Consider the following 12,929-nt stretch of genomic DNA (forward strand, 5'->3'; position numbering starts at 1 on the left):
GTTATCGATACTTCTTGAATCCCATGTCGCGGGCGACCTCCCGGAAACACTGCCGGCACAGGAAGATGTCGTACTTGCCGACGAGTCCCTGCTTGCGGCCGCACCGACGGCACTGGTGGCGCTCGTCCGTGCGGGGCGTGGCGTGTTCTCCGGTCACGTCGCGTCCGTCCTGACTTGATTCGCTTTCGCTTTCGCTCATTCCGTTACCTCCACGTCGAAGGTGGCTTCGACGAAGGTGACCGCGTCCGACGCGTCGAGTCGGTGGTTCGACGGGATGGAGCGCGACACCTTGTCCCGCTTGGAGACGCGGTATCCCGGCCGAACCAGGTTGACCGTCACGTCAAGCCCGTAGATGCCGACGTTCGGGTCGTACTCCTGGCTCGGGAACTCCGTGTGCTCCTCGACGCCGAAGCTGAAGTTGCCCGTGTCGTCGAACTGCGAGGCCGAGAGGTCGACCAGCGAGAGTGCCGTCTCGAGGAACTCGGCGGCGTCGTCACCCCGAAGGGTGACCTTCGCGCCGATGGGGTCGCCCTCGCGGACGTTGAACTCCTGGACCGTCCCCCGTGCCGTCGTCCGGACGCTCTGCTGTCCGGTGACGTCCTCGAGGATGTCCTCGGCGTCGGCGAGTTCGCGACCGCCTTCGCCGACGCCCATGTGGACGACGACCTTCTCGATCCGCGGTTCGCGCATCTCGTGGAATTCGGCGGTTTCGCTCATTCGTCATCCTCCCCGTCGGTGAAGTTCTCGTCGATCACGACGACGTAGTCCTCGACGGTCTCGAACCCACCGTCGTCCTGGGAGACGGTGACGACGTTGTCGCCGCTCCCGGGCGTGACGGTGATCGTGTCGATTTCGCCGATCTCGCCGGCGTGACCGCCGGCGACGGCCGTCACCAGGGCGCCCTCCTCGTAGACGAAGTGGGCGACGATCTCCTTGGTCTCGTTGTCGACGACGAGGGAGTCGCCGGTGGCGTACTCGCCAGCCTCGTCCTCGCCGACGCGCACGTTCGTGCCGTCGTGGAGGGTGAACTGGAAGTCGCCGCCGGACACCTGCGTCTTCCGGACGACCTTGCCGAGGCGGCTGTCGGCCGCGTCGGCGTCGATCGGGGTCAGCGCCAGCCGACCGCCCTCGTCCGGGAACACGCGGTAGAACTCCTCGCGTTGCGTGAACGCCAGGATGTCGAACATCCCGATCGGGCGCTCGACGTCCGAGACGGCGTCCCCGTTGACGAGGACGCTGTCCTGGTTGAGGGCGTAGTTCGCTTCCTTCCGCGAGTCGACGTAGCCGAGCACGTCCCGCAGGACGATCAGCAGGGGAACCCCCGCCTCGCCGTGCGGGCCGGCGCCGGCCTTGACCGTCCAGGTCGCGGTCTTCCGTTCGACCGGCCAGGACTTCGGGACCGAGAGTCGTTTCTGGTGTCGAGTCATTCGGTATCTGCCTCCAGGCGCGCCTGCCGGCGCTCGTCGTCCAGGTTCAGTTCCGTCACGCGGAGGTTGCTCGCGTCGAGGGGCCGGGGCACTTCCTCGCCGTCGGCCTTCTCGACGGTCACGTCCTCGACGTGAACGACTTCGTCGGTCAGGTCCACCGCGAGCACCTCGGCCTCCTCGCCGGCGTGGTCGCCGCGGAGCACCTCGACGGTGTCGCCCGCGTTGACGCGGACCGACCGCTGGCCGTACTCCTCGCGGAGGTCCGTCGACAGGGTCGACCGAACCTGGTCCTGACGCTCGTGCAGGGGCGCGTTTCGCTTCCGTGTGCGCTCTTTGTGTGGCTGTCGAGTCATACGATCATCGTCGCAGTCGATGCGATGCTCCCGAAGCGTTCGGCGACTTCACGCGCGACGGGACCCTTGATCTCGGTCCCGCGAGGCTCCTCCATGTCGTCGATGACGACGGCCGCGTTGTCCTCGAACTTCACGCGCGTGCCGCTGGGGCGGCGAATGGGCTTGCGCTGGCGGACGACGACCGCCTCCAGCACCTGCCGGCGCATCTCCGGCGTGCCCTTGGTGACCGAGACGGTCACCTTGTCGCCGATTCCCGCTTTGGGGTGTCGATTCTTCGCTCCGGAGTAGCCCGCGACGCTGATGATCTTCAGTTCGCGGGCTCCGGTGTTGTCCGCACAGTTGACGAGCGACCCCTTGGCGAGGCCACGGGTGACGTCGGCCTTCAGCGCCTCCATCACTCGTCACCTCCCAGAATCTCGACGACCACGTGTGATTTGGTCTTCGAGAGGGGTCGCGTCTCCGCGATGCGGACCCGGTCGCCTTCCGAGAGGCCCAGACACGGGGGTGCGTGGGCCGGAATGCGACTCCGGCGTTTCATGTACCGGTCGTACTTGGGAACGCGAACGTCGTACTCGCGTTCGACGACGACCGTCTTTTCCATCGCTGTGGAGGCGACCGTGCCTTCCAGCGTCTGCCCGCGCACGGACAGTGAGCCGTGGAACGGACAGTGCTGGTCGGCGCAGGCCTCCTCCGGTTCGGTTACGTTCAGTCCTATCGCCATGTGGATACACCTGCCTTCTCGGTTCGCAAGGCGGGTCGTGAGAGCAGTCGTGCGCCATCCACCGTAACGTAGGCCACGCCCTCGCAACCGGCAGACTGACCGGTTCGGCCGGCAGTTTCCGACGGGAGTTCGAGCGTGGTCCCCGACGCCTTCTCGGCGTCGGCGGCTTCATCTGTGCGCGGCAGGGCGAACTCGAATGTCGTCCCACGCTTGGGGACGCGCCGCACCCGATCCCCCTCGATCACGAGCGTTCGCATCGTCTCGTCGACGACGCGACCGCCGATCCCGACGCTGTCGGGGTTCGTCGACTCGACGACCCGCACGCGCAGGCCGACGAGTTCGTGTCGGGGTAGGGTCTCGGGTGTGAGTGGCATTAGTCTCCGTCGAGGTCGCCTTCTTCGCGCTGGATCGTCTTGATCCGCGCGATGGTCTTTTTCAGTTCGCCGATCCGCGAGGGGTCCTCGGGCATCCCGCCCGCCGCCTGGACCGCCTTCGCGTTCAGCAGTTCCGTCTCGAGATCCTCGAGTTCCGCCTCGCGCTCGGCCGGCGTCATGTCGCGGATCTCCTCGACGTGCAGGATCGCCATTACGCGTCACCCTCCTCGTCGTCTTCCGCTTCCATCTCCTCGACGAGGTCGGCCGCCTCGTCCATCGTCTCCTCGTCGACCTCCTCGTCGACCGCCTCGTCCAAGTCGTCGGCGGCGTCCTCGTCTTCGACCTCGGCGGTCTCGGCTTTCCCCTCGTCGGGGAGTTCCTCCTCGACGACCTCCTCGACGATCTCCTCGTCGAGGCCCTCGTCGACGTCCTCGGGGGTCTCGGTCGGCACCTCGACCTCCTCGTCGGCGCCGACCTCGGGGACTTCCTCGGGCTCCTCCTCGAGGAGTTCCTCGACGCCGCCGCCGGTCTCCGCGGCCTGCTCGACGGGTTCGACGTCGGCGTCCTCGGCGATCTCGAAGTCGTCGGGCAGTTCGGCGCCCGGCGGGATGATCTTCACCGTCACGCCGATGGTGCCGAGTTTCATCACGGCGACGCCCTGGCCCTCGTCCACGATGGACTCGGCGGGTTCGCCGTTGTGCTTGATGTAGCCGCGGTTGAACTTCTCGACGCGGCTCCGCGCGCCGGTGACCTTCCCGGACAGGACGATCTCGGCGCCGAGGGCGCCGGCCTCCATGATCCGGTCGATGGTCGTGTGCCCCGCCTTGCGGAAGTACCAGCCACGCTCGAGGGCGTTGGCCAGTCGGTCCGCGACGATGCGGGCGTTGAGGTCCGGTTCGTCGACCTCCTGTACGTCGATCTGGGGGTCGTCGAGGTCGAACCGCTCCTCGAGTTCGGTGGTCACCTTGCGGATGTTCTTCCCGCCCTTGCCGATGACCATGCCGGGCTTCTCGGCCTTGAGGACGATCTGGGTCCCCATCGGGGTCTTGGCGACGTCCATGCCGCCGTAGCCCGCGCGGCCGAGTTCGTCCGCGAAGAACTCGTCGATCTGGGAGCGCTGGAGTCCGTTCTCGATGAACTGGTGTTCGTCGGCCATTAGTCCTCCTCCTCCTCCTCGATGATCAGTTCGACGTCACAGAGCGTGGTGTTCCACGGGTCCGCGCGACCGAACGCGCGGGGCTTGCGACCCTCCCGCTCGCCGACCTTGTGGGCGGCGACGTGCTTGATCGACATCGACTGGCCGTCGAACCCCTGCTCGTCCGCGTTGTTGCTCGCGTTCTCGAGCAGGCTCAGGAAGTCCTTGCTGGCCTTCTCGGGGTAGCGACCGGCGTCCCAGCCGTCGATGTCGCTCCGGTGACCCACGCCCGAGTTGTGCTGTCTGAACGGGACCGACTGCTTTTCGTCGATCACGTCGTTCAGGTACTCCTCGGCGTCGGCGACGGTCATGCCCTTGATCTCGCGGGCGATGGCCTTGCTGTGCTTGATGCTGATGGGCCGCTCTCGGAGCATCGCCTTGGCGGTCGTCTCCGGGTCGGCCTCGACGCTGTAGTTGATTCCCATGTGTTACTTGAGTGGCACGAACTTCGAGGATCTCGTCGCGCCGATGCCGGCCTGTCCGTGCTCGACCGACGTGCGGGTGAGCTGGAACTCGCCGAGGTAGTGGCCGATCATCTCGGGGTCGACCTCGACGCGGTTGAACTCCTGGCCGTTGTAGACCGAGAAGGTCAGCCCCACGAACTCGGGGAGGATCGGCATGTCCCGGAGGTGGGTGCGGATCGGGTCGTTGGCCGTCTCCTCCTCCCCGGCCTCGCGGGCCTGGTCGAGCAGCTTCTCGTGTTCGACGGACAGGCCTCGAGTGATGGTTCGCCGCTGTCGAGCGGGGAGCAGTTCCGCGACCTCGTCGAGCGACATGGACTGCAGCTCGTCGAGCGTGTGACCGCGGTAGGTGAACTCACCCTCGCGGCCGGTTCGGTATTCGGAACTCATCAGTTGTTACCTCCGCGTCCGGTGCGTTTCGAGGCGATGTCGCCCACCTTCCGTCCCGGCGGGGCGTTCCGCGAGACGGACTTGGGCTTGCCGGGGTGCTGGCGGCCGCCGCCACCGAACGGGTGGTCGACGGCGTTCATCGCGACCCCACGGACCCGCGGCCACTTCGTGCCGCGGGCCTTCATCTTGTGGTGCTTGTTGCCGGCCTTGACGAACGGCTTCTCCGTGCGTCCGCCACCCGCGACCACGCCGACCGTGGCGCGACACTGCGGGTTGAGCCGCTTGACCTGGCCGCTCGGCAGCTTCACGACCGCGACGCGCTTGTCGTGGGTCATGAGCTGCGCGCTCGTGCCGGAGGCCCGGGCGAACTTGCCGCCGTCGCCGGGGCTGCTCTCGACGTTACAGACCGGGACACCCTCCGGAATCTCGGCGAGCGGGAGCGTGTTGCCCGGCTTGATCTCCGCCGAGACGCCGACCTGGATCCGTTCGCCGACGGTCACGCCCTCGGGCGCGAGGACGAGGCGTCGGTCCCCGTCCTCGAACTCGACGGCCGCGACCGGCGCCGAGCGGGCCGGGTCGTGTTCGATGTCGACGATCTCTCCCGAGATCGTGTCGCGCTCTTCGTCCTTCTTGTGTTCGAGTTCGGCCTTGTAGCGGTGGCTGGGGGCACGGAACGTCGGCCCACCGCGACCACGCCGCTGGCCCTGAATGCGTCGTCCCATCGTTAGAACACCCCGATTCGCGAGGCGATTTCCTGTGCGTCGTCGTCCTCGGAGAGGGAGACGACCGCCTTCTTCTCGCCGCGGGCGGTGATCTGCGTGTTCACCTTGGTGATCGTCACGTCGTAGCGCGACTCGATGGCGTCGGTGATCTCCGGCTTGGTGGCGTCGATGTCGACGATGAACTGGAGCTTGTTGTCGAAGTCCATCTGGTCCATCGCCTTCTCGGTCACCAGCGGATTCCGAATGATCCCGCTCATCGGTCGGCCACCTCCGCGAGTGCGCTCTCGGTCCAGATCGTGAGCCGGCCGGCGTCCGTGCCGGGCGCGAGGTCCTCGGCGTTGACCTCGCGGGCCGTCGTCACGTCCGCGCCGGCGAGGTTGCGTGCCGCCTTCGACGGCTCCTCGCTCGTCACGAACAGGATCGACTTCGGCTCGCGGTACTTCCGGCCGCGGGTCTTGCCGCGCCCGGCCTTGACCGTTCGGCCGTCGTCGGCGCGTTCGACGTCCGCGTGGACGCCCAGCGCTTCGAGCAGGTCGACGACCTCGCGGGTCTTGATCAGGTCCTCGAACTCGTCGCTCACGACGAGCGGCAGGTCGAGGTCCTCGTCGAACTCGTGACCGCGCTCGGCCACGCGCTCGACGTCGGCCGTCGCCGCGACGGCCGAGCGGATCGCGAGCTTTCGCTCCTTGTCGTTGATTCCCTTCCCCTGGTCCTTCTCGGCTTTCGGCGGGTGCGCCTTGCGCCCGCCGACCGTCTGGGGCACGCGGCGGCCCTGCCCGTTCTCCCGGGGGACGTGGGCCATGCCGCGGCCGCTGCCGAAGGACTCCGCCGGGGTTCGGAGCCCGGCGTAGGGGTCGGCACCGTACGACTGCTTTCGGTTCGCCTGTGCGGCCAGGACGGCACGCTTGATGAGGTCCGGCCGGTAGGCCGTCTCGAAGACCTCGGGGAGGTCCACCGTGCCCGCATCCTCGCCGTTCAGATCGCGTACTGTTGCTTGCATTGGTTATCCCTGGTTGGATGCGGTCGACACGTAGCGCACCTCGGGGTCGAGGCGCGGCTGTTCGTTCGGTCGGACGGCCGGGCGGAAGCGGAGGAGCCGCTGGTCCGGACCCGGCAGCGAGCCCTTGACGAGCGCGTACGGGCCGTCGACCTCGCCGTAGTTGACGAAGCCGCCCTCGACGGACGCCTCGTCGCCGTCGCCCATGTCGATCAGGCGCTTGTTGAGCTCCGTCCGCTGGTGGTAGCCCGTCTGCCCCTGCTGGGGGACGGTCGAACGCACGCGCGACGGGTTCCACGGCCCGAGGTTGCCGATCCGTCGGCGCCACCCCTGGCGGGCGTGCTTGCCCTTCCGCTTCTGGACGCCCCAGCGCTTGACGGGGCCTTGGGTGCCCTTCCCCTTCGTGATGCCGCTCGCGTCCATGAACTCGCCGGCGCGGAACACGTCGGACATGTCGTGTTCGCCGCCCGCCTCGACGAGGTCGAGCGCGAAGTCGACGCGCTCGTCGAGCGAGCCGCCGCCGACGCGCGTCTCCATCACGTCGGGTTTCTTCTTCGGGACGTTCGCCAGTTCGCTCGGCACCGTGTGGGTGATCATCCGCAGGTCGTCGACCGCACCGCTCTCGACGGCCTCGCGGAGCGCGTCGGCGTCGGCCTCGAAGCTGTCTTCGGCCGGCAGGTCGAGCGTCCGGTCGAGTTCCGGGTGGAACTCGTCGGTCCAGACTTCGGTTGCCGGCTTCAGTCCGTACGACGTATCCTCGTAGGCTCGCAGGGCGACTGCCCGCATCGGCGGCGTCTCGACGACGGTCACCGGAACCGACTCCTCCATCCCCTCGCGGGGGGAGTTGGCCTCGTCGTTGACCATGACGACGTGGGTCATTCCGGCCTTGTAGCCGGCGAAGCCCTGCAGCGCGGGGGCGCCGTCGTCGTCGGGCCACGAGCGAATACGCGGGACTTCACTGGCCGCGCGCTTGCGCGGGCCGAATCCCATCGAGCCTTTTCGTGGTCTGCTTGGTTGTGGCATGGATTTACTCCGTGAGTGTCAGGGGTGCGAGCGACGCGAACATCGCCTCCTCCGTTCGCACCGTCTCGCTTCCCTGTCGCGGAATCGTATTCAGCCAGAGGTCGAACCCCGGTCCGGGTTCGACGTCCGTGTCGCCGGCTACGGCGACCCCGTCCTCGACAGGCACGTCGAGGATGGCCGGAAGCCCGCGCCCGGGCGCCCCGAAGGCGACGGTCATGTCGCCCCCGGAGCCGCCCACGATATCGGCCAACCGCTCGACCGACAGCGACGTCCCGTGGCGGGACGTGGCGATCCGTAGCCCCGCGTCGGGGCGGGCCAGCGCTTCCGACAGGTCCGCACGCCGGATCCCGAACCCCGGTGGGGGTTCGTCCACGATCCGGGCGCGGACCGGCTCTCTCGAAGAGATCCTGATGGCGACGCGCTCTCCTTCGCTCACCTCCATCCCGTCGGGGAGGAGGAGGGAGATCGGGTGTTGCAGTGCGCAATTGACCCGAACGCGGCCGTCAGGTCCGACCTCGGTCACGATTCCCTCTTGTAACGACCCCGGACGCTCGGGTCCGGAGCCGGTCCGTGACGAGACGCGGAGGGGCGGCAACACGCCGGCGTACTCCAGTTCGTCCCGCGTCCCCCACGCGTCCTTTCGGAGGTAGGGGGGCGTGGCGGCGTACCGGAGGACGACCTCGACGAACCCGCCTCCCCAGCGCCGCTCGCCTTCCGCGTCGGGGAAGACGACCAGCCGATCCGCCCGGAACACCGTCGCCGCGCGGGCGACGTAACCGAGTTTGCGAGTCGCCTCGCGTTTGTCCTCGGCTTCCCGGACGAGGGAAGACGGCACGAGCACGCTGAGCGTCATGCCGGGCCTTTCCGCGTCACGTCACTAGACTGTGCGAGTCGTACCGTATCCTCCGGTAAAAGGGTAGCGAAACTCGTGGCGGCTGTGAGGCCGTCACACTGCCCGAGACGCCGATTCGTGGGAGGTTCTCTCACGAGGGCCGTCCCCACGCTGCCCCCTGGTTGGCCCGGATTCCGGAACCCTTATCGAGCTACCCACGACTCCAGTCGTGGGATTCAGCATGGACTCCCGTTCTGGCCTCGGATGAGGCAGGAGAATAGCCTCCGTTCACGTTCAACGTCCCGCTGTTTAAGCGCACGCCCGAGGGTGCGCCTCCGCCGTTCCCAGTTTGGTTCCGACGGAGATACCGCAAACCGATGTTCTTCGCGGCGTTGTAATCCGCGTGGTTCTCGTACCCACACTTCAGACACTCGAAGTCCTCGTTGTCGCGGTTGTCGGGGTGTGTGAACCCGCAGTGCGAGCAACGACGCGATGTGTTCTCGGGGTCTACCTGATCGACCGTGATGCCGTGTGCTTCGGCTTTGTACTCAACGTAGTCGTACAGGCGGTCGAACGCCCATTTGTGTCCCCACGACGCACCAGTTCGCTCACGGATGTCGGTCAGGTCCTCAAACCTTCAGCCGCTTTGTTCCGAGCGGCCTGTACCAGCCCACCGTTGAAGCCGTCCGTTTTCTCTCGCACGTCGTCGTAGGTTTCCTTGTCCAGCGTCGTCTTGCTGGTGGTGACGTACTCGCCTTCGAACGCGTGATCAACGACGTACTGCGCCGACCAGAGAAAGGTGTCGACGGTGTCTTCGGGGAGTACGGCATCGTCCCTGCCCACATCAAGCGCAACGGCGACGGTACGCCGCACCTCCATATCTTATTTGTGAGACTGTTACTTCTTGAGCATTGGGGAGTAAGCCTGCCACTGTCGCGTGGTTTGATTTCCAGTTGTCGACTTCATCCCACGGCTAATGCCGTGGGGTTTCGCCTCGCACTTCCTATAAAAGGCTCTCTGTCAAACCGGCGCGTTCGGAAGTGAGCATGGATCTGCCAATAGACGAGTGTGGCAATCAGTATCCCTGTCGCATATCCAGTAGAGGGGACTCGTTCAAGCGTCTCAATGAAGGGACTCATGTTCGGCTATGGGGTCTGTTTTCTCGTTGGGAATTTAATACCCAATCACCGTTATCTACTGTATTTCAATCAGTTGGCCTTTATTGGGGTGTTCATCTATTCGACTACCTCCTCGATCATGTGATTGGGTCGCGCTGACACAGGCGGTCGCAAAGGACGGATTTTTATATGACCATCCTCCTACTGTGTGATACGCGACGTACTGCACCCGATCACGTCGCACAAACGACGGCATCGCGCTGGTAGTGTAGTGGTATCACGTGACCTTGCCATGGTCACAACCTGGGTTCAAATCCCAGCCAGCGCATTTTCAGGATTCGACAGACGGCGAGCGTAGCGAGCCGTCCCGAATCCTCAAAATCGTCTCCTGTGGATTTGAATCAGCGAGTAGAGCGAGCGATGCGAGCAGGAACGTCTCGGCGTGGTTCGAATCCCGGCCAGCGCATGTTCGGGAACCCAACGACCGCGAGCGACGCGATCGGTTCCGACCGTCTCCTCGGGATCTGAACTGGACGAGTCACGGCCCACGCGGCGATCGGCCTGCCCCCGACCCGTCGGCCGCCGAAATGTAGACGAAACAACTAATACGTCCCGGAGCGAAGTGGTTTCGGCAGAATTCGTTCTGTCGAGGAACCACAATGACCGAAGAGAAGACGGTATCGCTGACGGACGGTGGCTGTTACGCGGGAGGGACGCCGAGCGTTCCCGTCGCGATTCGGGCCGGTGAACTCGCCCCGTCACCCATCGACGTGGCGGCGGCGACGGACGACGCCACCCTCGATACGAAGGGTGGCAACACGGTGCGCGGACAGGAGGTCGAGAAGTGTCCGACGGATCCGCTCCCGCTTCACGCGAACACCACCGGCAACGAACTGGACGTCTCGGGGGACCTGGTGATCGCCGCGAACTCCTGTCCCGTCCAGTTCTCGTTCGGGCCGAACCGGAGCGTGCGGTTCCCGCCGGGAGCCAACTTCGGGATCACGGTGGAGGTGTCGCCGGGTCACATGCTGGTGGGGCAGTGCATTCCGGATCCGAGCCGCGAGCACGACCGCTGTGAGTGGTCGTTCACGCGCACGTCGCCCTAGGGATCGTTGTCCTGTGCCTCGATCAGGACGGCGTTGTCGACGTACTCCGTCTCGGTCCCCGTTCGAAGCTGGAGCGTGCGGCCCGGCAGGTCGCCGTCGCCGTCCCGTGGCACCGACACGGCGGTCACGTCCTCGTAGTCGAGCGTTCGTCGCTGGAGTATCCGGTCGCCGCGCTCGACGCGTTCCCACTCGTCGAGAGTGAGGTCGTCGACGTCGAAGTACTCCTCCTCGTCGATTTCGGGGGCTACCTCCGACCCCGAGCGGACCGTCTCGTTCGCGTCGTCCTCGCGGTACTGATGCAGGTATACGAGCACGGCCGAACGACGCCGTCCGCACTGCTGTCGCTTCTGCCTGCACTCGCAGGGGGACGGTCGCGGGGTCGTGTGGCACGTCCGCGTCGCCTCCCGCCCGTCGTCGCCCGCCCGTCGTCGGTAGTGACCCTTATGCCCCTCACTCCCACAGGGACGGGCATGGATCGGCGCGCGTTCCTGGCGGCGGCGGGTGCGGGGCTGGCGGGGTGTGGCTCGACCGGCGAGACGGACGCGACGGCGACCGGGTCGCCGACGCGGACGGCGACGGCCACCCCCACCGTGACTGCCACGCCAACGCGAACGCCGCCGGAGCGCCGGTACCAGCCCCAGTTGCTCGCCGTGGCGCTCGTCTCCACGTGGTCGGAGCCCGGCGACCTGACCGCGAACCGGATCGACCGGCTCCAGCGCGGCCAGCCCGCCGTCGTCGCCTTCCGGTATCGAATCCGCATCCCCGAGGGGACGATCAACCTGAAGGAGGGCGTCGACGTGATTCACGACGACGACCTCGTCGTCAGGCGGTTCCGGGACGTCGACCGGCGCGTGGATGCGGCCGGGCTCTACACCTGGGAGGACGCGATGGCCTTCGAGACTGACGCGTGGCCGACCGGGGACCTGACGGCGTCGGTGGCGGTCGGCGAACTCCAGTTGCACCGGACCTCCGACTCCCTGACGACGACGTTCGAACTCGTCTCCGCGTAGACGCCCCCGCGGGCGCGGCCGCACGACCCCGACCTATCCGCTGCAGCGTGGCGGTTCACGCCGCCGAACGCGTCGGTTCGTGACGCCGATACCCGGACCGGTCGACGGAAAGAGACGGATTTATCAATAGCCGTCCCATCCTCGAAAACGCGCTCGGTTGGTGTAGTCCGGCCAATCATGTTGGCCTTTCGAGCCGACGACCAGGGTTCAAATCCCTGACCGAGCATGATTCTGAACGGAGTGAGTGAAGCACACGCAGGGAAGGAGTTGAATCAGGGAGCGGCTTCGCCGCGACCGTGGTTCAAATCCCTGACCGAGCACTCCTGCGAGCGAACGTCCGTGAGCGGGCGAAGCGCACCACGACAGTTTCGTGCGACACCGGTCCCCGTCTCCCCCCTTTCGTTACGTAATTACGGCGATGGATAATTCTATTAGCTCGCGGCGTCAACGTCGCTTGATGAGTGATACCGAACGACCCTCCGACCCGCGGAACCCCGTCGAGGTCCGGTTTTCCGTCTCCGATCCGGCCTATCCGTTCGTCGGAATCACGCGGGAGGAGGACTGTCGGGTGGAACTCGAGCGGATGCTCCCGCGGGGATCGGGCACTTACGCGGAGTTTTTCAGCGTGATCGGTGCCGACGCCGACCGGGTTCTGGAACTCGCCCGGTCGAACGACCTCGTCGAAGCTAGTCTGCTCTCCCGGTACGAGTCCGGCGGCCTGTTCGAGTTCCTCGTGTCGGGGTTCTGTCCCGCCCGGCGGCTGGCGGAACTGGGTGCCATTCCCCAGGCGGTGGTGAGCGAGGACGGGGAGGGACGGATCGCCGCCGACGTCCCCGCCGACAGGGACGCGGCCGAGGTGGTCGACGACTTCCTCGACGACCACCCGTCGGCGGAACTGATCGCCAAGCGGACGAAGGAGTCCTCGGCCCCGCTGTTCACGACGGAGGAACTCCGGATGGCCGTCGACGACCGGCTCACGGATCGACAGCGTGAGATCCTGTTCGCTGCCTACGAGGCCGGTCACTACGAGCGGCCGCGCGAGACGACCTGCGAGGAACTCGCGGACGAGTTCGACATCAGCCCCGCGACGCTGTCACAACACCTCCGGGTGGCCGAGCGAAAGCTCGTCACCGTCTTCGCCGAGGACAGCACCGCCCCCTCTTCGGCCTGACGCTCGGATTCGGCTGTCACTCTGGACGG

At 66.4% G+C, this 12,929-nt stretch carries 20 protein-coding genes, 2 tRNA genes and 1 pseudogene; 5 read left to right on the forward strand and 18 right to left on the reverse strand.

Annotated elements, in window-relative coordinates; translation table 11 throughout:
• Nucleotide 1 precedes the first annotated feature (1 nt).
• From NBT67_RS01525 to NBT67_RS18130, 17 genes and pseudogenes are all read right to left on the reverse strand, one after another.
• Entirely contained in the window at nucleotides 2-199 is a 198-nt protein-coding gene (locus tag NBT67_RS01525; RefSeq protein WP_251343063.1) for a 30S ribosomal protein S14, read from the reverse strand.
• Nucleotides 196-717: a 50S ribosomal protein L5 gene (locus NBT67_RS01530; RefSeq protein WP_251343064.1), complete on the reverse strand. Its 522-nt coding sequence runs from the start codon at nucleotides 715-717 to the stop codon at nucleotides 196-198. Before NBT67_RS01530 ends, NBT67_RS01525 begins: the two co-directional genes overlap by 4 nt.
• Nucleotides 714-1,427, reverse strand: a complete 714-nt coding sequence (locus NBT67_RS01535) for a 30S ribosomal protein S4e (RefSeq protein WP_305881851.1) — start codon at nucleotides 1,425-1,427, stop codon at nucleotides 714-716. The genes NBT67_RS01530 and NBT67_RS01535 overlap by 4 nt, the downstream gene beginning before the upstream one ends.
• On the reverse strand, nucleotides 1,424-1,780 hold the full coding sequence (gene rplX, locus NBT67_RS01540; protein ID WP_305881852.1) for a 50S ribosomal protein L24: 357 nt from the start codon (nucleotides 1,778-1,780) through the stop codon (nucleotides 1,424-1,426). Before rplX ends, NBT67_RS01535 begins: the two co-directional genes overlap by 4 nt.
• On the reverse strand, nucleotides 1,777-2,175 hold the full coding sequence (locus tag NBT67_RS01545) for a 50S ribosomal protein L14 (protein ID WP_251343065.1): 399 nt from the start codon (nucleotides 2,173-2,175) through the stop codon (nucleotides 1,777-1,779). Before NBT67_RS01545 ends, rplX begins: the two co-directional genes overlap by 4 nt.
• A complete protein-coding gene (locus NBT67_RS01550; protein WP_251343066.1) occupies nucleotides 2,175-2,501 on the reverse strand; it encodes a 30S ribosomal protein S17 in 327 nt (108 codons plus the stop codon). The genes NBT67_RS01545 and NBT67_RS01550 overlap by 1 nt, the downstream gene beginning before the upstream one ends.
• Nucleotides 2,492-2,875 (reverse strand): ribonuclease P protein component 1, encoded by a 384-nt coding sequence (locus NBT67_RS01555; protein WP_251343067.1) that lies wholly within the window; start codon nucleotides 2,873-2,875, stop codon nucleotides 2,492-2,494. The genes NBT67_RS01550 and NBT67_RS01555 overlap by 10 nt, the downstream gene beginning before the upstream one ends.
• Nucleotides 2,875-3,087, reverse strand: coding sequence for a 50S ribosomal protein L29 (gene rpmC / locus NBT67_RS01560; protein ID WP_251343068.1), 213 nt, complete (start codon nucleotides 3,085-3,087; stop codon nucleotides 2,875-2,877). The genes NBT67_RS01555 and rpmC overlap by 1 nt, the downstream gene beginning before the upstream one ends.
• On the reverse strand, nucleotides 3,087-4,031 hold the full coding sequence (locus tag NBT67_RS01565) for a 30S ribosomal protein S3 (RefSeq protein ID WP_251343069.1): 945 nt from the start codon (nucleotides 4,029-4,031) through the stop codon (nucleotides 3,087-3,089). Before NBT67_RS01565 ends, rpmC begins: the two co-directional genes overlap by 1 nt.
• Nucleotides 4,031-4,495, reverse strand: a complete 465-nt coding sequence (locus tag NBT67_RS01570) for a 50S ribosomal protein L22 (RefSeq protein ID WP_251343070.1) — start codon at nucleotides 4,493-4,495, stop codon at nucleotides 4,031-4,033. Before NBT67_RS01570 ends, NBT67_RS01565 begins: the two co-directional genes overlap by 1 nt.
• Nucleotides 4,496-4,498: 3 nt before the next feature.
• Entirely contained in the window at nucleotides 4,499-4,921 is a 423-nt protein-coding gene (locus tag NBT67_RS01575) for a 30S ribosomal protein S19 (RefSeq protein WP_251343071.1), read from the reverse strand.
• Entirely contained in the window at nucleotides 4,921-5,643 is a 723-nt protein-coding gene (locus NBT67_RS01580) for a 50S ribosomal protein L2 (RefSeq protein WP_251343072.1), read from the reverse strand. Before NBT67_RS01580 ends, NBT67_RS01575 begins: the two co-directional genes overlap by 1 nt.
• Before the next feature lie 2 nt (nucleotides 5,644-5,645).
• A complete protein-coding gene (locus NBT67_RS01585) occupies nucleotides 5,646-5,900 on the reverse strand; it encodes a 50S ribosomal protein L23 (protein ID WP_251343073.1) in 255 nt (84 codons plus the stop codon).
• Nucleotides 5,897-6,643 carry a 50S ribosomal protein L4 gene (gene rpl4p / locus NBT67_RS01590; RefSeq protein WP_251343074.1) on the reverse strand — a complete coding sequence of 249 codons (747 nt, stop codon included), beginning with the start codon at nucleotides 6,641-6,643 and terminating at the stop codon, nucleotides 5,897-5,899. Before rpl4p ends, NBT67_RS01585 begins: the two co-directional genes overlap by 4 nt.
• Before the next feature lie 3 nt (nucleotides 6,644-6,646).
• On the reverse strand, nucleotides 6,647-7,663 hold the full coding sequence (locus tag NBT67_RS01595; protein WP_251343075.1) for a 50S ribosomal protein L3: 1,017 nt from the start codon (nucleotides 7,661-7,663) through the stop codon (nucleotides 6,647-6,649).
• Nucleotides 7,664-7,667: 4 nt separating this feature from the next.
• A complete protein-coding gene (locus tag NBT67_RS01600) occupies nucleotides 7,668-8,516 on the reverse strand; it encodes an RNA methyltransferase (RefSeq protein ID WP_251343076.1) in 849 nt (282 codons plus the stop codon).
• A gap of 190 nt (nucleotides 8,517-8,706) precedes the next feature.
• A pseudogene (locus NBT67_RS18130) lies at nucleotides 8,707-9,374 on the reverse strand (RNA-guided endonuclease InsQ/TnpB family protein).
• 496 nt (nucleotides 9,375-9,870) lie between these two features.
• Here NBT67_RS18130 and NBT67_RS01615 point away from each other — a divergent pair.
• Together NBT67_RS01615 and NBT67_RS01620 are read left to right on the forward strand one after the other, a co-directional pair.
• A tRNA-Gly gene (locus tag NBT67_RS01615) sits at nucleotides 9,871-9,941 on the forward strand.
• 331 nt (nucleotides 9,942-10,272) lie between these two features.
• A complete protein-coding gene (locus tag NBT67_RS01620; protein ID WP_251343078.1) occupies nucleotides 10,273-10,719 on the forward strand; it encodes a hypothetical protein in 447 nt (148 codons plus the stop codon).
• On the opposite strand, the gene NBT67_RS01625 is transcribed toward NBT67_RS01620, so the two are convergent.
• A complete protein-coding gene (locus tag NBT67_RS01625; RefSeq protein WP_251343079.1) occupies nucleotides 10,716-11,033 on the reverse strand; it encodes a hypothetical protein in 318 nt (105 codons plus the stop codon). The two genes, NBT67_RS01620 and NBT67_RS01625, sit on opposite strands and share 4 nt — an antisense overlap.
• Nucleotides 11,034-11,189: 156 nt before the next feature.
• Here NBT67_RS01625 and NBT67_RS01630 point away from each other — a divergent pair, with 156 nt between their 5' ends.
• The 3 genes from NBT67_RS01630 to NBT67_RS01640 all read left to right on the forward strand — a co-directional run bounded on the left by NBT67_RS01630 (nucleotide 11,190) and on the right by NBT67_RS01640 (nucleotide 12,900).
• Complete coding sequence (locus NBT67_RS01630) at nucleotides 11,190-11,729, forward strand: hypothetical protein (protein WP_251343080.1); 540 nt, start codon at nucleotides 11,190-11,192, stop codon at nucleotides 11,727-11,729.
• 151 nt (nucleotides 11,730-11,880) lie between these two features.
• A tRNA-Glu gene (locus tag NBT67_RS01635) sits at nucleotides 11,881-11,955 on the forward strand.
• Nucleotides 11,956-12,186: 231 nt separating this feature from the next.
• Complete coding sequence (locus tag NBT67_RS01640) at nucleotides 12,187-12,900, forward strand: helix-turn-helix domain-containing protein (RefSeq protein WP_251343081.1); 714 nt, start codon at nucleotides 12,187-12,189, stop codon at nucleotides 12,898-12,900.
• Nucleotides 12,901-12,929 lie beyond the last annotated feature (29 nt).

The sequence above is a fragment of the Haloplanus sp. GDY1 genome (assembly GCF_023703775.1).
GTDB classification, from domain to species: domain Archaea; phylum Halobacteriota; class Halobacteria; order Halobacteriales; family Haloferacaceae; genus Haloplanus; species Haloplanus halophilus.